Origin of the sequence: Bradyrhizobium sp. MOS003, assembly GCF_003020125.1 — a bacterium.
Taxonomy (GTDB): Bacteria; Pseudomonadota; Alphaproteobacteria; order Rhizobiales; family Xanthobacteraceae; genus Bradyrhizobium.
This window is the reverse complement of record NZ_PYFW01000007.1, coordinates 231,425-252,641: the sequence shown is the minus strand read 5'-3', so window position 1 is coordinate 252,641 and position 21,217 is coordinate 231,425. Positions and strand designations below refer to the sequence as shown.

Here is a 21,217-nt window from a genome sequence, read left to right as displayed (position 1 = left end):
GTGAGTGCGGCTCGCCTTAGTCCGATTTGTCGACGTTCCAGAACACTGGAGTTGCCGGGCCGTCGAGAACGCCGTTCAGCGATTTGCGCCAGGCGCTCGGCGCCTGATACTGGCCGAGCGGCATATAGAGCACCTGATCGTAGGCCTCCTTCTGAATCTCGGTCGCGATCTTCTTCCGCTCCTCGAGCGAGGCTGCGCGGACGAAAGCGTCCTTGAGCTGCTCGATCCTGGCATCTTCCGCCCAGCCGAACCAGCCACCCTTCTTGCCCTGCCCACCGACGGCGACGTTGGAGATCGGGTTGTCCACGTCGGCACTGACCCAGTTGGTGATGAACATGTTCCAGCCGCCCTCCTTCGGGGGCTTCTGGCTGGCGCGCCGGCTCACCACTGTCTGCCAGTCGGTGGCCTGCAAATCGACCTTAAAGCCCGCTTCACGCAGTTGCTGGGCCACCACGATCGGTTGAGCCTTCAGCGTCAGCACATCACCAGGCGCCATCAGCACGACAGGCGTGCCGTCGTAACCGGAATCCGCGAGTGCCTTCTTCGCCGCGGCAATGTCGCCGCCCTTGGCGAGAGTCTCGCCGCCGACCTCCGTTGCGAACGGCGTGTCGCAGATGAACGCCGCAGCGCAAGTCTTGTAGTATTTGGGATCGCCGATCAGCGCGTCGAGCACGTCCTTCTGCTTGATCGCGAGGAATGCCGCACGGCGGACCTTGACGTTGTCGAACGGCGGATGGAGGAAGTTCATCCGCGCGCCGGTCTGGAAGCCGAACTTGTTCAGGATCTCGAGCTTGAGCCCCTTGTCGGCTTCGATGGCCGGCAACATCTCGATGGCGGGATTTTCCATGAAATCGATGTCGCCCGACTGAAGCGCGTTCAACGCCGTCTGCGCGTCCGGCATCGTCAACCACTCGACGCGGTCGACCTTCGCCACTTTGCCGCCCGCAGTCCAGCTCGCCGGCTCCTTGCGCGGCACATAGTCGGTGTTCTTGACATAGATCGCCTTCACGCCGGGCTGGAATTCGCCCTGCACGAACTTGAAGGGGCCGGAGCCGATCTGTTCGGGAATCTGCTTGTCCACCGGCGTGTCGGCGAGACGCTTCGGCATCATGAAAGCGACCCGCGAGGATGGCTTTCCAATCGATTCCAGCACGAGCGCGTACGGCTCCTTCAGCTTCAGCGTGATGGTCCTGGGGTCGGTCGCCTCGAGGCTCGCGGTGAACAGCATCATCTGCTGCCCCATGCCGTCGACGACGGCCCAACGCTTGAGCGAGGCCACGCAGTCTTCCGCGGTAACTGGAGTTCCGTCATGCCACTTCAGGCCATCGCGCAGCGTGAAGGTATAGGTCAGCTTGTCGTCGGAGACCTTCCAGTCGGCCATCTGCGGCTGGATCTTGAAGTTCGAATCCGTCGCGATGAGCGTGTCGTAGACCATGTAGCCATGGTCGCGCGAAATATAGGCGCTGGTGAAGATCGGATCGAGAATACGCAGATCCGAATGCATCACAGCGGTGATGGTCTTGCCTGCGGCAAGAACTGGCGAGGCAAGTGCTGAAAGTGCCGCGACCGAAAGCGCAAGTGTGGAAGCGAAACCGAGACGCCCCCGACGCATGAGTTGGAACATTGACGTTCTCCTGGCGACCGGCTGGCGGACGGCGCCGCTGATGACCAGCGGCGCCGCGTAACGTTCGGCGTGAAAGGCGCGACGTGCCTTCCTTCTTTGGAGCGGACCTTACTCCGACTTGTCGACGTTCCAGAACAGCGGGGTCGCCGGGCCGTCGAGCACGCCGGTCAGCGATTTGCGCCAGCCGCTCGGCAGCAGATATTGCCCGAGCGGGATATAGATGACCTGCTCATAGGCTTCCTTCTGGATGTCGGCGGCGATCTTCTTCTGCTCGTCGACCGAGGGCGCGCGGACGAAGGCGTCCTTGAGCTGCTCGATCTTGGGGTCTTCCGCCCAGCCGAACCAGCCACCCTTCTTGCCTTGGCCGCCGATCGAGAGATTGGCGATCGGGTTGGAGACGTCGGCCGCGACCCAGTTGGTGAAGAACATGTTCCAGCCGCCCTCCTTCGGGGACTTCTGGCTGGCGCGACGGCTCACCACTGTTTGCCAGTCGGTCGCCTGCAGGTCGACCTTGAAGCCGGCCTCACGCAGCAGCTGGGCCGCCACGATCGGCTGTGCCTTCAGCGTGGTGACGTCACCTGGCGCCATGATCACGACCGGGGTACCGTCGTAGCCGGACTCGGCGAGCGCCTTCTTGGCCTCCGCCATGCCGTTGCCCTTGATCAGGGTGTCGGCGCCGACATCGGTTGCGAACGGCGTGTCGCACACGAAGAAGGCACCGCAGATCTTCTGATACTTGGCATTGCCGACCAGCGCGTCGAGCACGTCCTTCTGGTTCATGGCCAGAAACGCGGCACGCCGCACCTTCACATTATCGAACGGCGGATAGAGGAAGTTCATCCGGCCGAGCGTCTGAAAGCCGAACTTGTTCGAGACCTCGATCGTGATGTCCTTGTTCGCCTCCAGCACCGGCAGCATGTCGTAGGGCAGGTTCTCCATGAAGTCGATGTCGCCCGACTGCAGCGCGTTCACCGCGGTCTGCGAGTCCGGCATGGTGATCCACTCGACGCGGTCGACCTTCGCCACCTTGCCGCCGGAGGTCCAGCTCGCCGGCTCCTTGCGCGGCACGTAGTCGGTGTTCTTGACGTAGACCGCCTTCACGCCGGGCTGGAATTCCGAGGCCACGAACTTGAAGGGGCCCGAGCCGATCTGCTCGGGGATCTGCTTGTCCGGCGGCGTCTCGGCGAGACGCTTCGGCATCATGAAGGCGACGCGCGAGGACGGCTTGCCGATGGAATCGAGCACGAGGCCGTAGGGCTCCTTCAGCTTCAGCGTGATGGTCTTGGCGTCGGTCGCCTCGATGCTCGCGGTGAAGTCCATGAGCTTCTGGCCCATGCCGTCGACCGCGGCCCAGCGCTTCAGCGAGGCAACGCAGTCTTCCGCCGTTACCGGCGCACCGTCATGCCACTTCAGACCGTCGCGCAGGGTGAAGGTGTAGGTGAGCTTGTCGTCGGAGATCTTCCAATCCGCCATCTGCGGCTGGATCTTGAAGCTCGAATCGGGAGCCACCAGCGTGTCGTAAACCATGTAGCCATGGTCACGCGTGATGTAGGCCGTGGTGAAGATCGGATCGATGATGCGCAGATCGGAATGCATCACCGCCGTAATGGTCTTGCCGGCCGCAAGCACCGGCGAGGCGAGCGCCGTCGAAAGCGCGACGACAGACAGCGCGAGTTTGGAGGCGAACGCGCGAGACCCCCGGCGCATGAAGTGCAACATAAAAAGTTTCTCCTGACGTGAAACTGTTCAAAGGCGGGCTATTGATTGAGCATGTGGTTCGTTCTTTGGGCGAACTAACCTCATGCAACGCCTTTATCTTTCGAGACTTGCAGACCGTGCCGAGCGCGTCAATCCGGTTTCGCTGCAGGCCCAGGCGGCACGCGCACAGGCTCCACAAAGATCGGTTTGGCTCTACAACACTCTCCACTCGTCCCGACCGTGGCAATGCAATGCGCGTTCCATCTTCCGAAGCTTGAGAGACATTGAGATGAATCCAGCCAATCTTCCTTTCGATTCCGAAGCCATGCTCGATGGTCTGCGCACCTGGGTCGAATGCGAAAGCCCGACCTGGGACGCCGGGGCCGTGAATCGCATGCTCGATATCGCAGCGCGGGATATGGCGATCATGGGTGCGACGATCGAGCGCATCGCGGGCCGGCAGGGCTTCGGCGGCGTGATCCGCGCGCGCTTTCCCCATCCCAAGCAAGGCGAGCCCGGCATCCTGATCGCCGGCCACATGGATACCGTCCATCCGGTCGGCACGATCGAGAAGCTGAAATGGCGGCGCGAGGGCAACAAGTGCTATGGCCCCGGCATCTACGACATGAAGGGCGGCAACTACCTCTCGCTGGAAGCGATCCGGCAACTGGCGCGCGCATCCTTCACCACCCCGCTGCCGATCACGGTGCTGTTCACGCCGGACGAGGAAGTCGGCACGCCCTCGACACGCGACATCATCGAAGCCGAGGCCGCGCGCAACAAATACGTGCTGGTGCCTGAGCCCGGCCGCGCCGACAACGGCGTCACCACCGGACGTTACGCCATCGCACGTTTCAATCTCGAGGCGACGGGACGGCCGAGCCACGCCGGCGCGACGCTGTCGGCGGGACGCTCGGCGATCCGCGAGATGGCGCGGCAGATTCTCGCCATCGACGCCATGACGACGGAGGACTGCACCTTCTCGGTCGGCGTCGTGCATGGCGGGCAATGGGTCAATTGCGTTGCCACGACCGCCACCGGCGAAGCGCTCTCCATGGCGAAGCGGCAGGCCGATCTCGACCGCGGCGTCGAGCGGATGCTGGCACTGTCGGGCACGGCCAACGACGTCGCCTTCAACGTGACGCGCGGGGTGACGCGTCCGGTGTGGGAGCCGGATGCCGGCACGATGGCGCTGTATGAAAAGGCGCGCGGCATCGCCAAATCGCTCGGTGCCGAACTGCCGCATGCGAGCTCCGGCGGCGGCTCCGACGGCAATTTCACCGGTGCGATGGGCATCCCGACGCTCGACGGCCTGGGCGTGCGTGGAGCCAATGGCCACACGCTGGAGGAGTATATCGAGGTCGAGAGCCTGGTCGAACGCGGCCGCTTGATGGCGGGACTGCTGGCAACGCTGGAGTGACATCCGGGAACACCGCCTCATGGCCGGGCTTGGCCCGGCCATCCCCGCCTTTGCCACCAAACGCGAAGAAAGACGTGGATTGCCCGGCTCAAGCCCGGGCATGACGCCCCTCGGGGTCCCGGCCCCGGATGGCACGGGAATTGCTGAAATGTTAGGCTGGTGGCAGAACAGACCCTAGCGGCTGCTGCCGATTTGCCTCTAATCAGACGGATTCAACTTGCTCGGATATCTCCTTCGCCGAATCTTCGCCGCTGTGCCCGTGATGGGCGTCGTCGCGCTGTTCGTCTTCCTCCTCCTTCGCCTCACCCCCGGCGATCCCGCCGCGATCCTCGCCGGCGACAACGCCACCCCGGAGCGGCTGGAGCGCATCCGCACTTCGCTCGGCCTCAACGAGCCCCTGATCGTGCAGTTCATCACCTGGGTGAACAAGCTGCTGCACGGCGATCTCGGCACCTCGCTGATCTCCAACCTGCCCGTCATGAAGATGATCGGCCAGCGCGTCGAACCCTCGATCTCGATCGCGCTGTGCACCATCATCCTTGCCGTGATCGTGGCGGTGCCGCTGGGAGTGATCGCGGCATGGAAGCATGGCACCTGGATCGATCGCTTCGTGATGGGGCTTTCCGTGCTGGGCTTTTCGGTGCCGGTGTTCGTGGTCGGCTATGTCCTGATCGAGGTGTTTGCGCTCGAACTGCGCTGGGTGCCGGTGCAGGGCTTCAAGAGCATCAGCGCAGGCTTCGGCGCGTTCTTCGAACGCATGATCCTGCCGACCTGTGCCCTCTCTTTCATCTATATTGCCCTGATCGCGCGCATGACGCGCGCGGCCATGCTGGACGTGCTCGGCGAAGACTACGTCCGTACCGCACGTGCCAAGGGCATCAACGAGGTCGCCGTGATGATGCGGCATGCGCTGCGCAACGCCGCCGTGCCTGTCATCACCGTGATCGGCACCGGCTTCGCGCTGCTGATCTCGGGCGTCGTCGTCACCGAGAGCGTGTTCAACATCCCCGGCATCGGACGTCTCACCGTGGATGCGGTGCTGGCACGCGACTATCCGGTGATCCAGGCGATGATCCTGCTGACATCCCTGATTTACGTCGTCGTCAATCTTCTCATCGACGTCGCCTACACCCTGCTTGATCCCCGGATCCGGTACTGAGGCAAGGATTTAAGGACAAACATGTCGGTCGATACCCTTCCCCAGTCGTCCATTCCGATCACGTCGCCGCTGCGGCCGCGCTTCGGATTCCTGACCTCGACGCCGATCATCGCCACGGCGACGATCCTGCTCACGCTGATCGTGCTGATCTCGATCCTCGCGCCGCTGATCGCGCCGCATGATCCGATCCAGCTCGCGCCGTCGCAGCGATTGAAGCCGGCGTCCGCGCAGTACCTGCTCGGCACCGACGCCTATGGCCGCGATCTGGCCTCGCGCGTCCTCTATGGCGGCCGCATCTCGCTTCTGATCGGTATCGGCTCGGCGATCCTCTCGATCGTCATCGGGCTCGCGATCGGCCTCGTCTCCGGCTTCTTCAAGCTGGTCGACGCGGTGCTGATGCGGGTCATGGACGGGTTGATGGCGATGCCGAGCATCCTGCTCGCGATCGCCGTGGTCTCGCTGTCCGGCGCCAGCATCTGGACGGTGCTGATCGCCATTACCATTCCCGAGATCCCGCGCGTGGCCCGCCTGGTGCGCTCGGTGGTGCTGTCGGCGCGCGAGGAGCCCTATGTGGAAGCCGCGATCTCGGTCGGCTCGTCGCTGCCGAAGATCATGTGGCGCCATCTGGTGCCGAACACCATCGCGCCGCTGATCGTCCAGGGAACTTATGTCTGCGCGAGCGCCATCCTCACCGAGGCGATCCTCTCGTTCCTCGGCGCCGGCATCTCGCCGGAAACGCCGACCTGGGGCAACATCATGGCCGAGGGCCGCCAGTACTTCCAGATCAAGCCGTCGCTGATCTTCTGGCCGGGCCTTCTGCTCTCGATTGCCATCCTCAGCATCAACCTGATCGGCGATGCCGCCCGCGACGCCCTCGATCCGCGCATGAAGCAGCGGGAAGGCAAGTGATGACCGATAAAGTGATGACCAACACCATCCTCGACATCAACAACCTCGTGGTCTCCGTCGGCAAGAAGCCGGGCGGGCCGAAGATCATCGACGGCATCTCGATCCAGGTCCGCGAGCGCGAAACGCTGTGCCTGGTCGGCGAAAGCGGCTCGGGCAAATCGGTGACCTCGCTCACCACGATGGGGCTGTTGCCAAAGGGCACGCTGGTGCCCACCGCCGGCAGCGTCAAGCTGGTCGGCGAGGAGATCCTCACCGCGACCGACCGCCGCCTGCGCCAGCTTCGCGCCACGCAGATGGCGATGATCTTCCAGGAGCCGATGACCGCGCTCAATCCGGTGGTGCCGGTCGGCCGCCAGATCGACGAGGTGCTGCGCGCGCACACCAGTCTCGACGCGAGGGCCCGCAAGAAGCGCATCCTCGACATGATGGAGCAGGTGCGCCTGCCCCAGGTCGAGCGCATCTTCGCTTCCTATCCCCACCGCCTCTCCGGCGGCCAGCGCCAGCGCATCATGATCGCGATGGCGCTGGTGCTCGAGCCGAAGCTGCTCATTGCCGACGAGCCGACCACCGCGCTCGACGTCACCACGCAGAAGCAGATCCTGACCCTGATCCGCGACCTCCAGCGCGATCACGGCACGGCCGTGCTGTTCATCACCCACGACATGGGCGTGGTGGCCGAGATCGCCGACCGCGTCGCCGTGATGCGGCAGGGCCGGCTGGTCGAGACCGGCCCGCTCGAGACCGTGCTGCGCAATCCGACCATGGAATACACCCGCAATCTGCTCGCGGCGGTGCCGAGCCTGGTGCCGCGGGCGCCGCGCGAGGACAGCCGCGAACCCGTGGTGCTGGAGGCCAACGAACTCAGCAAGGTCTACAAGGAGCGCGCGTTCTTCGGCAAAGGCCGCGAGGTCGTCGCCGCCGACAAGGTGACGCTGACGCTGCGCAAGGGCCGCACGCTCGGCATCGTCGGTGAAAGCGGTTCCGGCAAGTCGACGGTGGCGCGCTGCATCGTGCGCCTGATCGATCCGACCTCCGGCGGCGTGCGCCTCGCCGGCCGCGAGATCGCCGACATCTCGCGTCGCCTGCTGCAGCCGCACCGGCAGAAGATCCAGATCGTATTCCAGGATCCCTACCGCTCGCTCAACCCGCGCGTCACCGTCGGCGAGAGCATCGCCGAAGGCCCGATCAATTACGGCGTCGCGCATGCCGACGCGATGAAACGCGCCCGCGAGCTGCTGGAGCTGGTCGGCCTGCCCGCCGATGCCGTGTCGCGTTATCCGCACCAGTTCTCCGGCGGCCAGCGTCAGCGTATCGCCATTGCCCGTGCGCTCGCGCTCGATCCCGACGTACTGGTCGCGGACGAAGCCGTCTCGGCGCTCGACGTCTCGGTTCAGGCACAGGTGCTGGAACTCTTCGACGAGATCCAGACTAGGCTCGGCATCGCAATCCTGTTCATCACCCACGATTTGCGTGTCGCTGCGCAGATCTGCGACGAGGTCATGGTGATGCAGCACGGCCGCGTAGTGGAACAGGGCCCCGCCGCCGAAGTGCTGACGCATCCGAAAGAGGCCTACACCAAGGCCTTGCTCGAAGCTGCGCCGGGCCGCGGCTGGGATTTTGCGAACTTCCGGCCGGTGACCGAGGGCGTGGCGGCGACGGCCTAACTTTCTCGGCCGTCATTCCGGCATCGCGAAGGCGATGAGCCCGGAATCCACCGCGCCGCGATCTGTGTCGCACGATGGATTCGGGGCTCGCGCCGAGTGGCGCGCCCCGGAATGACTGCGGAGCAGCATTCCCAAAACAGCTTGACCCTATGCGCGGTGCGATTGCTTCCCGCCTTGCCCTCGCCTTGGGGCCAAGGCTAACGTCGCGCACTCTTGATTGATTGGACTGAACTGAATGACACGCATCGCCGTCGGCGGCTTCCTGCACGAGACCAACACCTTCGCTCCCACCAAGGCGACATTTGCCGACTTCCAGCACGGCGGCGGCTGGCCGGCGATGACGGAAGGCGCAGATGTCCTGAAGGTGATGCGGCGCATCAATGTCGGCCTCGCCGGCTTCGTCGACAGCGCAGAGGCCAATGGCTGGGAGCTCGTCCCGACGATCGCCTGCGGTGCAAGCCCGTCGGCGCACGTCACCAGGGATGCCTTCGAGCGCATCGTCAAGGTGATGGTCGACGGCATCGCGGCCGCCGGCCCGCTCGATGCGGTCTATCTCGACCTGCACGGCGCCATGGTAACCGAGCATCTCGACGACGGCGAAGGCGAGATCCTGGCGCGGGTGCGCCGCGTCATCGGCAAGGACGTTCCGCTGGTCACCAGCCTCGACCTGCACGCCAACGTCACGCCCGAGATGATGGAGCACGCCGACGCACTGATCGCCTACCGTACCTATCCCCATGTCGACATGGCCGAGACCGGCCGCGCCTCAGCGCGGCATCTCGCTCTACTGCTGAAGTCCAAGCGGCGCTTCGCAAAGGCGTTCCGGCAATTGCCGTTCCTGATCCCGATCAGCTGGCAGTGCACCAACGACCAGCCGACCAAAGGCATCTACGAAAAGCTCGCCGCCCTGGAGACCGACGCAATTCCAACGCTGTCTTTCGCACCGGGCTTTCCCGCCGCCGATTTCCGCGACTGCGGCCCGAGCGTGTTCGCCTATGGCAAGACGCAAGAGGACGCCGATCGCGCGGCCGATGCGATCGTCAAGCTGATCGAAAGCCACGAGGACGATTTCGATGGCAAGATCTGGTCGCCCGACGACGGCGTGCGGCACGCCATGGAACTTGCGAAGGGCGCGAGCAAGCCGATCATCATCGCCGACACCCAGGACAATCCCGGTGCCGGCGGCGATTCCGACACCACCGGCATGCTGCGCGCACTGGTCCGCAACAGAGCGAGTGCGGCGACCGGCGTGATCTACGATCCGACCTCCGCCAAGGCCGCGCATGATGCCGGCGTCGGTTCTACCGTGACGCTGTCGCTCGGTGGCAAGTCCGGCATTCCCGGCGACGAACCCTATACCGAGACCTTCGTGGTCGAGAACCTGTCCGACGGCCGCTTCATCGCGCCCGGCCCGTACTATGGCGGCCGCGAGATGGAGATGGGCCCCTCCGCTTGCTTGCGCATCGGCGACGTCCGAATCGTCGTCTCCTCGCACAAGGCGCAACTCGCCGACCAGGCGATGTACCGCTATGTCGGCATCGAGCCGACCGAACAGAAGATTCTAGTCAACAAGAGCTCGGTGCATTTCCGCGCCGATTTCGAGCCGATCGCAGAAAAGCTGATGATTTGCGCCGCGCCCGGCGCGATGCCGGCCGACACCGCCACCCTGCCCTGGACGCGCCTGCGGCCGGGCATCCGCATCAAGCCGAACGGCTCCGTTTTCACGCCTCCCTCACGCTAACCGGATAGAAACACATGCCCACGATCGACCGCATCGACGGTTACGCCGACGAGCTCACCGCCATCCGCCGCGACCTGCACGCCCATCCCGAGATCGGCTTTGAGGAAGTGCGTACCTCCGGCATTGTCGCCGACAAGCTGAAGAGCTGGGGCATCGAGGTGCATCGCGGCCTCGGCGGCACCGGCGTGATCGGCGTGATCAAGGGCAAGGGTTCGAGCGGCAAGCGGATCGGGCTGCGCGCCGACATGGACGCGCTGCCGATGGAAGAGAACACCAATCTGAAATGGAGTTCGAAGATCCCCGGCCGCTTCCACGGCTGCGGCCATGACGGCCACACCACCATGCTGCTCGGCACCGCGCGCTACCTCGCCGAGACCCGGAATTTCGATGGCACCGTGCACCTGATCTTCCAGCCGGCGGAGGAAGGTCTCGGCGGCGCCCGCGCGATGATCAAGGACGGCCTGTTCGAGAAATTCCCCTGCGACGAGCTGTACGGCCTGCACAACGCGCCCGACCTCAACCACGGCGAGATCGCGATCCTGCCCGGCCCGGCGATGGCCAGCGCCGACTTCTTCGACCTGCGCATCACCGGCTACGGCGCGCATGGCGCGATGCCCGAGCGATCCAAGGACGCGGTGATCATCGCGACCACGCTGGCGCAGGCGATCCAGACCATCGTCAGCCGCAACGTCGAGCCGCTGCAGGCCGCCGTCATCTCGATCACGCAGATCCATGCCGGCTCGGCCTACAACGTCATCCCGGGCGACGCGCATCTTTGCGGCACCATCCGCACCTTCTCGAAGGAGGTCCGCACTCTGATAGCGGAACGCATCCGCACGATCTGCGCCGGCATCGCGAGTGCCTATGAATGCGTGATCGACGTCGACATCCGCGACACCTTCGACGTGCTGATCAACCAGGTCGAGCAGTCCAAGGTGGTCGAGGAGGTCGCGCGCACCATCGTCGACCCTGCCAACGTCATCACCCGCGCCCAGCCCAAGATGGGCAGCGAGGATTTCGCCGACATGCTGCAGACCATTCCCGGCGCCTATTTCTGGGTCGGCCATGACGGCTCGGTGCCGGTGCACAATCCCGGCTTCGTGCTCGACGACAAGATCCTGCCGATCGGCGCCAGCATGTTCGCCCGCATCATCGAGACCCGCATGCCGGTTGGCGCTCATGCCTAAGAAGAGCGCTGAAGAGGCGGTCACCTCGCTGCACGATCTGTCCGCGGTCGATCTGATCGCCGGCTATCGCGCCAAGCAATTCTCGCCCAGCGAGGTGCTGGAGGATTTGCTCTCGCACGTCGCTGCGTGGGAACCGCATCTGAAGGCGCTCTATGCGTTCGATCCGGACGGCGCCCGCGAGGCCGCCAAGGCCTCGACCGCACGCTGGACCGGCGGCGAGCCGTCCGGTGCGCTCGACGGCGTCCCCGTGACGGTGAAGGACAACATCGCGACCAAGGGCGTGCCGGTGCCGCTGGGCGCCGCCAGCGTCAAGCTCGTCCCGGCCGAGAAGGACGCCCCGCCCGCCGCACGCCTGCGCGAGTCCGGCAGCATCATCTTCGCCAAGACCACCATGCCCGATTACGGCATGCTGTCCTCCGGGCTCTCCTCTTTCCACGCACTCGCGCGCAACCCCTGGGACCTCTCCAAGAATCCCGGCGGCTCCAGCGCGGGCGCCGGCGCTGCGGCGGCGGCCGGCTATGGTCCCCTGCATCTCGGCACCGACATCGGCGGCTCGGTGCGCCTGCCCGCGGGCTGGTGCGGCCTCGTCGGATTAAAGCCGAGCTTCGGCCGCGTGCCGATCGATCCTACCTATGTCGGCCGCGTCGCCGGCCCTATGACCCGCACGGTCGACGATTGCGCGCTGATGATGAGCGTGATCGCAAAGCCCGACCGGCGCGACGGCATGAGCCTGCCGGCCGAGCCGCTGAACTGGAAAGGGCTGGAAAAATCACCGCGCAAGCTGCGTATCGGATTGATGCTCGATGCCGGCGTCGGCCTGCCGGCTGAAAGGCCCGTTCGCGACGTCGCCGTGAAGGCCGCAAAGGCATTCGAATCCGCAGGTGCTGTCGTCACCGAGGTCGACGGCATCCTGACGCGCGAAATGCTCGACGGCCTCGACAATTTCTGGCGCGCACGGATGTGGGACGATCTGTCGAAGCTGACGCCGGCCGAACAGGCCAAGGTGCTGCCCTATATCTTCGAGTGGGGCGCATCCGGCGCGAAGCTCTCGGGCGTCGACGTGATCCGCGGCTTCAACCAGACCATGGCGATCCGCGCGGCGGCGTCAAAGCTGTTCTGCGAGCTCGATTACGTGGTCTCGCCAACCGCGCCGAACGTGAACTATCCGGCGGAATGGGCCTCGCCCACCAACGATCCGATGAGGCCGTTCGAACACATCTGCTATACCGTGCCGTGGAATATGTCGGAGAACCCTGCCGTGTCCCTCAACGGCGGCTTCGATGCCAAGGGTTACCCCATCGGTGTCCAGATCGTCGGTCGCCGCTTCGACGATATCGGCGTGCTCGGCATGGCCAAGGCGTTTGAGGGCCTGCGCGGCCCGCAGAAGCCCTGGCCCAAGCCGCCTTCACACAAGACGCAACACTAGCGTCACTGCACAATTCGCCATGCGTGGGCTCGACCCGCGCATCCCTTCTCGTTGAAAAGATGGATTGCCGGGTCAAGCCCGGCAATGACAGAGTTGGGTCAAGAATCCAAAAGGAAGGAAACCGCCATGGCGTATGAGACGATCAAGTACGAGGTCGCCGAGCAGATCCTCACCATCACCCTGAACCGGCCAGACAAGCTCAACGCCTTCAACGCGCAGATGCAGGCAGAACTGATCGATGCGTTCGATGCCGCTGACAAGGACGACAATGTCCGCGCCATCATCGTGACAGGCGCCGGCCGCGGTTTTTGCGCGGGCGCCGATCTGTCGTCAGGTGCTGATACCTTCGATCGCGACGCTCGGCGCGGCCCGGTGAAGCGCTTCGCCGACGGCAAGGTGGACTACAGCGATCCGCAAGTGCGCGATGGCGGCGGCCAAGTGACCTTGCGCATCTTCAAGTGCCTCAAGCCTGTCATTGCCGCGGTGAATGGCCCGGCCGTCGGCATCGGCGTCACCATGCAGCTCGCCATGGACATCCGCATCGCCTCGGACGCCGCGCGGTTCGGCTTCGTGTTCTCCCAGCGCGGCATTGTACCGGAGGCGGCATCGAGCTGGTTCCTGCCACGCATCGTCGGCATCTCGCAGGCGCTGGAATGGTGCTATTCGGGCCGTGTCTTCCCGGCGCAGGAAGCCCTCGCCGGCCGCCTCGTCAGCAAGGTCGTTGCCCCCGATGACCTGCTGCCGACCGCCCGCGCGCTCGCCAAGGAATTCGCGGCGAAGACCGCACCGGTGTCGGTCGCGCTGATCCGCCAGATGATGTGGCGCATGATGGGCGCCGACGATCCCATGGAAGCCCACAAGGTCGACAGCCGCGGCATCTATGCCCGAGGACGTTCCGAGGACGTCAAGGAAGGCGTGGTGTCGTTCCTGGAGAAGCGACCGGCGCAGTTCAAGAACAAGGTCTCGACCGATATGCCGGACTATTTCCCGTGGTGGACGGAGCGGGAATACAAGTGACGCTCTCGTAGGGTGGGCAAAGGCGCTCTTGCGCCGTGCCCACCACCTCCCGGCAATCGCGACGGATGGTGGGCACGCTACGCTTTGCCCACCCTACGGCACCGTCACTCCATTACCAGCGCCACGCGCCCGATCGCCTTGCGGTCGAGCAACAACCGCATCGCCTTCGCATAATCTTCCAGCGGCAGACGGTGCGAGACGTTGGGGCGCAGCTTGCCCTCCTCCGCCCATTGCAGCAGAGCTTTCAGGCGCACCTCTCCCAGCGCAGGGTTCTTTCGCACCGCTTCACCGGCGCGCACGCCGAGCACGCTGGCGCCCTTGATCAGCAGCAGGTTGGTCTTGGCCGAGCCGATGCCACCGGTGAAGCCGATCACCAATAGCCGCGCGCCCCAGGCGATGCAGCGCATGGAGTCTTCGAAAACCTGGCCGCCGACGGGATCGAATACGACGTCCGCGCCGCGACCGTCGGTGATGCTCTTGACGGCATCGCGAAACGGCTCGCGGTCATAGCGGATGAGGTGATCGGCGCCTCGCGCCTTGGCGATGGCGAGCTTCTCGTCGCTGGACGCAGTCGCGATCACGGTCGCGCCCAGCATCTTGCCGATCTCGACGGCGGCAAGGCCGACACCGCCACCGGCGCCATGGACGAGCAACACCTCTCCCGGCTCGATCCGGCCGCGATCGATCAGCGCATGATAGGCCGTGCCATGGCCGGCGAGATAGGTCGCAGCCTCGGCGTAGTCGAACGTCGACGGCATCGGCGTGAGCTGCGACGGCAATACCACCGCCTCGTCGGTGAACGCGCCGTGCCGCATCTTGACGATGACCTTGTCGCCGACGGCAACACCGCTCGCCTCGGCGCCGATCTCGGTGACATCACCAGCTGCTTCCATGCCGGGCGTGAACGGCAGCTCGGGCTTGAGCTGATATTGGCCGGCAGCCATCAGCACGTCGGGAAAGTTTAGGCCGGCGGCGCGGATCGCGACGCGAACCTCGCCGGGCTTCAGGGCGCGCGACGGAAATTCTTCCAGCCGCAAGGTTTCGGGCGCGCCGAGCGAGCGACAGACGACGGCGCGCACCATCAGGCCGCGCTCGCCTTGCTGCGCAAGAGCGCCTCCCGGATCAGCGGCAGCCGGTCATTGCCGAAATACATATCGGTCTTGTTGACGAAGATCGTCGGCGAGCCGAAGCCGCCGCGGGCGACGACCTCTTCCGTATTCGCCTTGAGCTGATCCTTGATCGTTTGTTCCGAGATGCCGGCGAAGAATTTTGCCTCGTCGATGCCGACCGTCTTGCAGATCTCCGCGAGCACCGCGTCCTGCGAGATGTCCTTGTCCTCGCCCCAATAGGCCTCGAACACTGATGTCGCGAACGGCACCATGTCTTTGCCGAGCCAGATGCAGCCGCGCATCGCCTTGACGCTGTTGACCGGAAACACCGTCGGCGGCATCTTGATCGCAAGGTCGGCCGAGCGTGCCCAGTCCTGCAGATCCTTCTTCATGTAACGCGCCTTCAAGGGCACCGGCTTCTCCCGCTGCGCATAGACGCTCGGATTGACCGTGTTGAAGATGCCACCGACCAGGATCGGCCGCCAGACGATCTCGACGTCCAATTCCCTGGCGAGCGGCTGGATGTTGTGGAAGGCGAGATAGGTCCACGGGCTGGAGCAGTCGAAGAAGAATTCGATCATCGGGTTTCCTTTATCGCGTTTCGTGGTGCTCCATCCCCGTCGTTGCGAGGAGCGGAGCGACGAAGCAATCTAGAATCTTTCAGCGGAACCAGTCTGGATTGCTTCGCTTCGCTCGCAATGACAGGAAGAGAGCGGAGGTCTACTTCTTCCCCAACACTTCCTTAGCCCGTTGCCCGAACATGATCTTGCGTGATTCCTCGTCGAACGGCTCTTTCACGAATTTTCCGATCGCGAGACCCGCCTGCACCTGCGGCCGGGCGCGCACCAGGGCGTACCAGCGCTTCACGTTCGGATAGTCGTCGAGCGTAAAGCCCTGCGCCTTGTGGGTCATGGTCCAGGGGAAGCAGGCGATGTCGGCAATGGAATAGTCACCGACGACATAGGCGCCGGTCTTCTCCAATTGCCGGTCGAGCACGCCGTAGAGCCGGGCCGCCTCGTCGCGGTAGCGCTCGATCGCATAAGGGATCTTCTCCGCCGCATAGAGCGCGAAATGCCCGTGCTGGCCGAGCATCGGCCCGAGGCCGGCCATCTGCCACATTACCCACTGGATGGTGGCGGAACGTTCGCGCAAGTCGGCGGGCAGGAAACGTCCGGTCTTCTCCGCGAGATAAATCAGAATGGCGCCGGTCTCGAACACCGGCAACGGCCCGCCGCCGTCGGCGGGTGCGTGATCGACGATCGCGGGGATGCGGTTGTTCGGGGAGATCGCCAGAAATTCGGGGCTGAACTGCTCGCCGACGCGGATGTTGACGGGCTTCACGACGTAGGGAAGCCCGAGTTCCTCCAGCATGATCGAGATTTTCCAGCCGTTCGGCGTCGGCGCGTAATGGAGGTCGATCATGACCTTTCCCTTGGTATTTCCCTTGGCAGCCGCTGGAAGAGAGAGCGACTTTCGTTGTTCTGTACCTCGACGTTAGGACATGGCAGGAAGGGGCGCAACACAACCCGCCGCGAGGGCCGCCATGCTGTTTCCAACCACGATCGCCGGCTCCTTGCCGAAGCCGGAATGGCTCGCCGAGCCCAACATGCTCTGGGCGCCCTGGAAGGCGCAAGGCGACGAACTGCTCCGCGCCAAGCGCGATGCGACGCTGATCTGGCTGAAGATCCAGGAGGACGCCGGAATCGACATCCTCACCGAGGGCGAGCAGGCCCGGCAGCATTTCGTGCACGGCTTCCTGGAGAAGATCGAAGGCATCGATTTCGCGCACAAGGTCGAGATGGGCATCCGCAAGGACCGCTACAAGGCGATGGTGCCGCAGGTGGTCGCCCCGCTGCGGCTCAGGGATCGCGTCCACGCCTTCGAGGCGCGCGTGGCGCGCACGCACACCAAGAGGAAACTGAAGTTCACCCTGCCCGGTCCTATGACCATCATCGACACCATTGCCGACCGCTACTATGGCGATCGCGTCAAGATGGCGTTCGCCTTCGCCGAACTGCTGAACGAGGAAGCCAAGGCCTTGCAGGCCGACGGCGTCGATCTCGTGCAGTTCGACGAGCCCGCCTTCAACGTCTACATGGACGAAGTCAACGATTGGGGCATCAAGGCGTTGGAGCGCGCCGCGCAGGGGCTGACCTGCGCCACCGCCGTGCACATCTGCTACGGCTACGGCATCAAGGCCAACACCGACTGGAAGGAAACGCTCGGCACGCAATGGCGCCAATACGAGCAGATCTTTCCGGCGATCGACGCCAGCCCGATCCAGCAGGTCGCGATCGAATGCCGCAATTCCAAGGTGCCGCTCGACCTGCTCGCGCTCCTGAAGAACAAGATCGTACAGGCCGGCGTGATCGACGTCGCCAGCGACACGGTCGAGACCGCCGAGGATGTCGTCAAGACGATCGACGCGGTGTCGAAATTCGTGCCCAAGAGCAACATCATCGCCACCACCAATTGCGGCATGGCGCCGATGCGGCGCCAGATCGCCGAAGCCAAGCTGATGGCGCTCGGCGCCGGCGCCGCGTTGGCGCGCGAGAAGCTGGGATAATGGCAGGGGTCCGCAGGCCGCTCTGCTAATCAAGAGCCGTCGGATGCAGCGCCGGTTGATAGCCGGCGCTCAGCGCACGCAATGTGGACGGAGGTGTCAGCAGCATTGGGTTCTCCAGAGCGTTACTGGCGCGGGCATAGCCGGCTGGCGACCATTGCCACAGCCGACCCTTCGTCACCAGAAAGCTCTCCTCGCCCTGCTGCACCATCGCGCCGCCGGGCAATTCTGCCACGGGCATCGGCAGCGCGTGCAGGCGCTTGCGGCCATGATCCAGACGCTCCAGGTGGAGCCGGGCGTCCATCGCCTTCGCACTCACCTTGCTCACAACATTCCCCGTCTCCCACGCCGCGCGAAAGCGGTTGGCATCGGTGCGCCGGCAGAAGAAGCAGGGACGATGGCCGGCGGCAAAGGCGGTGGCCTCGTCGAGAAAGAACAGCTCGGTCCAGCTCCGCCGCGCCATCACCGGCCGTCGCCAGCCGCGGAATTCACACAGGCATGTAATCCAGGCCGGCGACGACCAGCGCCTGTTCAGCAGTGTCTTCGTCGCGGGATCATGGATGATGCCGCGATTGCCGGTGAAGAGGCCGCGATGCGGGGTGGCGATGATGTCGCCGATCGGCGTGACGCGGTTTTGCAGGGGCATGACTGCCTCCACCAGTCATTGCGAGGAGCGCAGCGACGAAGCAATCCAGACTATGTCAGCGGATGCATTCCTGGATTGCTTCGCTTCGCTCGCAATGACGAGCGTGATCACGCCGCGCCGTCGCGCAGCGGCGGGTGATAGGACAGCGCGGTGTCCCAGGGGAAGAAGATCCACGTGTCCTGCGAGACTTCCGTGATGAAGGTGTCGACCAGCGGACGGCCCTTCGGCTTGGCGTAGACGGTGGCGAAATGCGCATCGGGCAGCATCTTACGCACCATCCTGCCGGTCTTGCCGGTGTCGACGAGGTCATCGACGATCAACAGCCCCTTGCCGGTGCCGCCGCCGAGCTTCATGGCCTGTTCCGAAATGCCCTTGAGGACCTGGAGCTCGCCCTGCTTGTCGTGGTCGTAGCTGGCGATGCAGACCGTATCGATGACACGCACGCCGAGCTCGCGCGCCACGATCGCGGCCGGCACCAGGCCGCCGCGCGTGATCGCGATGACCGCATGGAACGGGCCGACCTCGTTGAGCCGCCAGGTCAGCGCCCGGCAATCGCGATGGAACTGGTCCCACGAGACCGGGAAGGCCTTGCCCGCCCGCTCCTGTGCGCTCAGTTCCGGTGCTTCACCAGCCATTGTCGTCTCCTGCTTCGCCTGCCGGCAAATTCCCTGCTAACGGGTGATGTTCAATCCCGCCAGCATTTCCTTCACCGCGGCCATGGCTGCCGCGAGCTTGTCCGCATCGCGCGAGCGCACCACGAGGTTCGTATTCGGCTTCTGCTCCTCGTCCATGAAGGGATAGCTGCCGATGATGGTGTCGGGATGGGCGGCGGCAATCGCGCGCAAGGGGCTGCCGATGTCGCCTTCGCGCGCATTGGCGCGGACCGATTCGGAGAGCATGCGCACGCCCGATTTCAGCTTGGGCGAGACGATGTCCATCATTGCCTGCATGATCGAGGGCACGCCGGCCATCACGATGACATTGCCGATCTTGAAGCCGGGGGCAAGGATGGTGGCGCTCTGGATCAGCTCGGCACCGTCGGGGATGCGGGCCATGCGCAGGCGGGCCTCGTTGAGGTCCTGCTCGCTCCAGCGCTCGCGGAAGCGGGCGACCACCTCCGGATGATGGTCGATGCCGACCCCGAACGCCTTGGCGACGCTGTCGGCTGTGATGTCGTCATGAGTCGGGCCGATGCCGCCGGTGGTGAAGACATAGGTGTAGCGATGCCGCAGTGCATCCAGGGCAGCGATGATGTCGGGCTCGTCGTCGGAGACGACCCGGACTTCCTTCAGGTCGATGCCGATATTGGTGAGGTATTCGGCGATGAAGCCGATATTCTTGTCCTTGGTCCGGCCGGACAGGATTTCATCCCCGATGACCAGAATACCCGCCGTGACGATCTCGCTCATACCTTAAGTCCCTCACCTCTGGTCCCGACTTTGCCGAGGTAACGCGTTGAAGTCACGCGGTTTTGCTGCCGAAATAAGCAGTCCTCAGCCATTTTTTCAGGCAGGCCGCCAAGCATCCCGGGCAAATGCCCTCTCTCCATGCTTATCGCGCTGGCCCGCCCCTTGCTACCTCCTCAAAGTCATGCACTCTTGCCGCATGGCCAGGGAGACACGTCGGGATCTATGGCAGTCGCGTTTGACGAAATGAATATTCCGGGTGGGGACCTTCGCCCCGCCTATCAGGAGCTGGCACGCTGGCTCAAGGAGACGCCTCCCGAGGCGCTCGAATATCGCCGCCAGGAAGCCGAGCTCCTGTTCCGCCGCATCGGCATTACCTTTGCGGTCTATGGCGATTCCGAATCGACCGAGCGCCTGATCCCGTTCGACGTGATCCCGCGGATCATGTCCGGCAAGGAATGGGGGGTGCTGGAAAAGGGGCTGAAGCAGCGCGTGAAGGCGCTGAACATGTTCCTGCGCGACGTCTACCATGGCCGCGACATCCTCCGCGCCGGGATCGTGCCCGAAGATCTCATCTTCCAGAACCCGGTGTTCCGGCCCGAGATGAACGGCCAGCAGGTGCCGCACGACGTCTATGTGCACATCGCCGGCATCGACATCGTCCGGGTCGACTCCAACGACTTCATCGTGCTGGAGGACAATGCGCGGACGCCGTCCGGCGTGTCCTACATGCTCGAGAACCGCGAGATCATGATGCGGTTGTTTCCGGATCTGTTCGCCCGCCACAGGGTGGCGCCGGTCGAGCGCTATCCGGACGAGTTGCTTTCCGCCCTGCGCTCGGTCGCGCCGCTAAGCGCCTCGGGCGAGCCGACCGTGGCCCTGCTCACCCCCGGCGTCTACAACTCGGCCTATTACGAGCACTCCTTCCTGGCCGACAAGCTCGGCATCGAGCTGGTCGAGGGCCGCGACCTCATCGTCAAGAACAACGAAGTGTTCATGCGGACGACGGAAGGGCTGAAACGGGTCGACGTCATCTATCGCCGCGTCGACGACGACTTCCTGGATCCCCTCACCTTCCGCCCCGACTCCGCGCTCGGCGTGCCCGGGCTGATGTCGGCCTATGCGGCCGGCAACATCACGCTCGCCAACGCCGTCGGCACCGGCATCGCCGACGACAAGGCGATCTACTCCTACATGCCTGACATCGTGAAATTCTATCTCGGCGAGGAGCCGATCCTGAAGAACGTGCAGACCTGGCGCTGCCGCGAGCCGAAGGACCTCGGCTATGTGCTGGATCATTTGAGCGAGCTCGTCGTCAAGGAGGTGCACGGCTCCGGCGGCTACGGCATGCTGATCGGGCCCGCCGCGACCAAGGCAACGATCGAAGCGTTCCGCGAGAAGCTCAAGCGCGAGCCTGAAGGCTTCATCGCCCAACCGACGCTGGCGCTCTCGACCTGCCCGACCTGCACGGCCTCCGGCCTCGCGCCGCGCCACGTGGATCTGCGGCCGTTCGTGCTCACCGGCAGCAAGAGCACCACGATCGTGCCGGGCGGGCTGACACGCGTCGCGTTGAAGGAAGGCTCGCTGGTGGTGAATTCGAGCCAGGGCGGCGGCACCAAAGACACCTGGATTTTGGACGAGTAGAGAG

18 protein-coding genes are annotated in these 21,217 nt (G+C 64.5%); 10 read left to right on the top strand and 8 right to left on the bottom strand.

The window, feature by feature from the left end; all coding sequences use genetic code 11:
* Window positions 1–16 precede the first annotated feature (16 nt).
* Both C7G42_RS27040 and C7G42_RS27035 read right to left on the bottom strand, forming a co-directional pair.
* On the bottom strand, window positions 17–1,624 hold the full coding sequence (locus C7G42_RS27040; protein WP_106951961.1) for an ABC transporter substrate-binding protein: 1,608 nt from the start codon (window positions 1,622–1,624) through the stop codon (window positions 17–19).
* A gap of 108 nt (window positions 1,625–1,732) precedes the next feature.
* Entirely contained in the window at window positions 1,733–3,343 is a 1,611-nt protein-coding gene (locus C7G42_RS27035) for an ABC transporter substrate-binding protein (RefSeq protein ID WP_106951960.1), read from the bottom strand.
* A gap of 268 nt (window positions 3,344–3,611) precedes the next feature.
* Here C7G42_RS27035 and C7G42_RS27030 point away from each other — a divergent pair, with 268 nt between their 5' ends.
* The 8 genes from C7G42_RS27030 to C7G42_RS26995 all read left to right on the top strand — a co-directional run bounded on the left by C7G42_RS27030 (window position 3,612) and on the right by C7G42_RS26995 (window position 13,845).
* Entirely contained in the window at window positions 3,612–4,742 is a 1,131-nt protein-coding gene (locus C7G42_RS27030) for a M20/M25/M40 family metallo-hydrolase (RefSeq protein WP_106951959.1), read from the top strand.
* Window positions 4,743–4,959: 217 nt separating this feature from the next.
* The gene (locus C7G42_RS27025; RefSeq protein ID WP_162307607.1) at window positions 4,960–5,901 is read left to right on the top strand and encodes an ABC transporter permease; all 942 of its coding nucleotides are present in this window, start codon (window positions 4,960–4,962) and stop codon (window positions 5,899–5,901) included.
* Between the two features lie 21 nt (window positions 5,902–5,922).
* Window positions 5,923–6,810, top strand: a complete 888-nt coding sequence (locus C7G42_RS27020) for an ABC transporter permease (RefSeq protein WP_106951958.1) — start codon at window positions 5,923–5,925, stop codon at window positions 6,808–6,810.
* A 14-nt stretch (window positions 6,811–6,824) separates the two neighbouring features.
* The gene (locus tag C7G42_RS27015; RefSeq protein WP_106952036.1) at window positions 6,825–8,474 is read left to right on the top strand and encodes an ABC transporter ATP-binding protein; all 1,650 of its coding nucleotides are present in this window, start codon (window positions 6,825–6,827) and stop codon (window positions 8,472–8,474) included.
* A gap of 235 nt (window positions 8,475–8,709) precedes the next feature.
* Window positions 8,710–10,215 carry a M81 family metallopeptidase gene (locus tag C7G42_RS27010; RefSeq protein WP_106951957.1) on the top strand — a complete coding sequence of 502 codons (1,506 nt, stop codon included), beginning with the start codon at window positions 8,710–8,712 and terminating at the stop codon, window positions 10,213–10,215.
* 14 nt (window positions 10,216–10,229) lie between these two features.
* Entirely contained in the window at window positions 10,230–11,402 is a 1,173-nt protein-coding gene (locus C7G42_RS27005; RefSeq protein ID WP_106951956.1) for a M20 aminoacylase family protein, read from the top strand.
* Window positions 11,395–12,828, top strand: a complete 1,434-nt coding sequence (locus C7G42_RS27000) for an amidase (protein ID WP_106952035.1) — start codon at window positions 11,395–11,397, stop codon at window positions 12,826–12,828. The genes C7G42_RS27005 and C7G42_RS27000 overlap by 8 nt, the downstream gene beginning before the upstream one ends.
* A gap of 126 nt (window positions 12,829–12,954) precedes the next feature.
* A complete protein-coding gene (locus tag C7G42_RS26995) occupies window positions 12,955–13,845 on the top strand; it encodes a crotonase/enoyl-CoA hydratase family protein (RefSeq protein WP_106951955.1) in 891 nt (296 codons plus the stop codon).
* A gap of 104 nt (window positions 13,846–13,949) precedes the next feature.
* On the opposite strand, the gene C7G42_RS26990 is transcribed toward C7G42_RS26995, so the two are convergent.
* From C7G42_RS26990 to C7G42_RS26980, 3 genes are all read right to left on the bottom strand, one after another.
* Window positions 13,950–14,927: an NADPH:quinone oxidoreductase family protein gene (locus tag C7G42_RS26990; RefSeq protein WP_106951954.1), complete on the bottom strand. Its 978-nt coding sequence runs from the start codon at window positions 14,925–14,927 to the stop codon at window positions 13,950–13,952.
* On the bottom strand, window positions 14,927–15,535 hold the full coding sequence (locus tag C7G42_RS26985) for a 2-hydroxychromene-2-carboxylate isomerase (protein ID WP_106951953.1): 609 nt from the start codon (window positions 15,533–15,535) through the stop codon (window positions 14,927–14,929). Before C7G42_RS26985 ends, C7G42_RS26990 begins: the two co-directional genes overlap by 1 nt.
* A gap of 139 nt (window positions 15,536–15,674) precedes the next feature.
* Entirely contained in the window at window positions 15,675–16,376 is a 702-nt protein-coding gene (locus C7G42_RS26980; RefSeq protein WP_106951952.1) for a glutathione S-transferase N-terminal domain-containing protein, read from the bottom strand.
* Between the two features lie 121 nt (window positions 16,377–16,497).
* Here C7G42_RS26980 and C7G42_RS26975 point away from each other — a divergent pair, with 121 nt between their 5' ends.
* Complete coding sequence (locus C7G42_RS26975; protein WP_106951951.1) at window positions 16,498–17,520, top strand: methionine synthase; 1,023 nt, start codon at window positions 16,498–16,500, stop codon at window positions 17,518–17,520.
* A gap of 25 nt (window positions 17,521–17,545) precedes the next feature.
* On the opposite strand, the gene C7G42_RS26970 is transcribed toward C7G42_RS26975, so the two are convergent.
* The 3 genes from C7G42_RS26970 to C7G42_RS26960 form a co-directional block, all read right to left on the bottom strand.
* Window positions 17,546–18,163, bottom strand: a complete 618-nt coding sequence (locus C7G42_RS26970) for a hypothetical protein (RefSeq protein WP_106951950.1) — start codon at window positions 18,161–18,163, stop codon at window positions 17,546–17,548.
* A 107-nt stretch (window positions 18,164–18,270) separates the two neighbouring features.
* Window positions 18,271–18,798 (bottom strand): xanthine phosphoribosyltransferase, encoded by a 528-nt coding sequence (gpt, locus tag C7G42_RS26965; protein WP_106951949.1) that lies wholly within the window; start codon window positions 18,796–18,798, stop codon window positions 18,271–18,273.
* Between the two features lie 36 nt (window positions 18,799–18,834).
* On the bottom strand, window positions 18,835–19,572 hold the full coding sequence (locus tag C7G42_RS26960; RefSeq protein ID WP_027518748.1) for a competence/damage-inducible protein A: 738 nt from the start codon (window positions 19,570–19,572) through the stop codon (window positions 18,835–18,837).
* 222 nt (window positions 19,573–19,794) lie between these two features.
* Here C7G42_RS26960 and C7G42_RS26955 point away from each other — a divergent pair, with 222 nt between their 5' ends.
* Entirely contained in the window at window positions 19,795–21,213 is a 1,419-nt protein-coding gene (locus tag C7G42_RS26955; RefSeq protein WP_106951948.1) for a circularly permuted type 2 ATP-grasp protein, read from the top strand.
* Window positions 21,214–21,217 lie beyond the last annotated feature (4 nt).

Coding starts and splice junctions, on each gene's coding strand:
- C7G42_RS27040 (WP_106951961.1), bottom strand. CDS start 1,624: ATGTTCCAACTCATGCGTCGGGGGCGTCTCGGTTTCGCTTCCACACTT.
- C7G42_RS27000 (WP_106952035.1), top strand. CDS start 11,395: ATGCCTAAGAAGAGCGCTGAAGAGGCGGTCACCTCGCTGCACGATCTG.
- C7G42_RS27020 (WP_106951958.1), top strand. CDS start 5,923: ATGTCGGTCGATACCCTTCCCCAGTCGTCCATTCCGATCACGTCGCCG.
- C7G42_RS26960 (WP_027518748.1), bottom strand. CDS start 19,572: ATGAGCGAGATCGTCACGGCGGGTATTCTGGTCATCGGGGATGAAATC.
- C7G42_RS26990 (WP_106951954.1), bottom strand. CDS start 14,927: ATGGTGCGCGCCGTCGTCTGTCGCTCGCTCGGCGCGCCCGAAACCTTG.
- C7G42_RS26975 (WP_106951951.1), top strand. CDS start 16,498: ATGCTGTTTCCAACCACGATCGCCGGCTCCTTGCCGAAGCCGGAATGG.
- C7G42_RS26955 (WP_106951948.1), top strand. CDS start 19,795: ATGGCAGTCGCGTTTGACGAAATGAATATTCCGGGTGGGGACCTTCGC.
- C7G42_RS27010 (WP_106951957.1), top strand. CDS start 8,710: ATGACACGCATCGCCGTCGGCGGCTTCCTGCACGAGACCAACACCTTC.
- C7G42_RS27015 (WP_106952036.1), top strand. CDS start 6,825: ATGACCAACACCATCCTCGACATCAACAACCTCGTGGTCTCCGTCGGC.
- C7G42_RS26970 (WP_106951950.1), bottom strand. CDS start 18,163: ATGCCCCTGCAAAACCGCGTCACGCCGATCGGCGACATCATCGCCACC.
- C7G42_RS26995 (WP_106951955.1), top strand. CDS start 12,955: ATGGCGTATGAGACGATCAAGTACGAGGTCGCCGAGCAGATCCTCACC.
- gpt (WP_106951949.1), bottom strand. CDS start 18,798: ATGGCTGGTGAAGCACCGGAACTGAGCGCACAGGAGCGGGCGGGCAAG.
- C7G42_RS27035 (WP_106951960.1), bottom strand. CDS start 3,343: ATGTTGCACTTCATGCGCCGGGGGTCTCGCGCGTTCGCCTCCAAACTC.
- C7G42_RS26985 (WP_106951953.1), bottom strand. CDS start 15,535: ATGATCGAATTCTTCTTCGACTGCTCCAGCCCGTGGACCTATCTCGCC.
- C7G42_RS26980 (WP_106951952.1), bottom strand. CDS start 16,376: ATGATCGACCTCCATTACGCGCCGACGCCGAACGGCTGGAAAATCTCG.
- C7G42_RS27005 (WP_106951956.1), top strand. CDS start 10,230: ATGCCCACGATCGACCGCATCGACGGTTACGCCGACGAGCTCACCGCC.
- C7G42_RS27030 (WP_106951959.1), top strand. CDS start 3,612: ATGAATCCAGCCAATCTTCCTTTCGATTCCGAAGCCATGCTCGATGGT.